We start from the raw sequence: 614 nt of genomic DNA, 5'->3' as shown, positions 1-614 counted from the left end.
CTATTGGACGATCTCTCACTTATCAGTCGATTCAATTTCTAAATGAGGAGTTTTGGCTGACGCTAAGAAATCATCGAGTTTTTGTGGTCTTTGATGAGATACACCATTGCTCTGGTACAGAGATTGAAAATGCGAATGTTTGGGGCCAACAAGTCCTTGCAAAGATTCAAGGACTCGCAACGTATACCCTTGCTCTTTCAGGGACTCCGTGGCGTTCAGACTCTTTGCCAATAGTATTGGGACAGTACAGCGATCCTGACGGGATACTTTTGGTTGATTATCAATACACGTTGAAACAAGCAATCGGCGATAAGGTTTGCAGAGCCCCTAAGATTGTTTTGGTTGATAATGAACATTTGACCGTGACGAACGATGAGAAGGTGGAGTCTTTTACTTCAATATTGGAAATGATTAAGCAGACCAAGGCCTCATATCAAAGCATCATTCATAATGAAGATGCAATGGAGTACTTACTTGGGTTGGGTTGCAAAAAGCTTGCAGAAATCCGTTCTCGATCCCCGACGGCTGGAGGGTTAATTGTTGCTGCATCAGTTCAGCACGCACAAACAATTAAAAAGGTACTTTCTGAAAAGTATGCTCAATCGGTCTCAATA

Annotated in this window: 1 protein-coding gene; it reads left to right on the top strand. The window is 42.3% G+C overall.

Annotated elements, in window-relative coordinates; translation table 11 throughout:
* Positions 1–614, top strand: a 614-nt coding sequence (locus tag AB4486_RS22980; protein WP_372118815.1) for a DEAD/DEAH box helicase, incomplete at both ends; no start/stop codon positions are given.

The organism is Vibrio sp. 10N.222.55.C6, assembly GCF_041473395.1.
GTDB classification, from domain to species: domain Bacteria; phylum Pseudomonadota; class Gammaproteobacteria; order Enterobacterales; family Vibrionaceae; genus Vibrio; species Vibrio crassostreae_C.
This window is presented reverse-complemented; position numbering and strand designations above follow the sequence as displayed.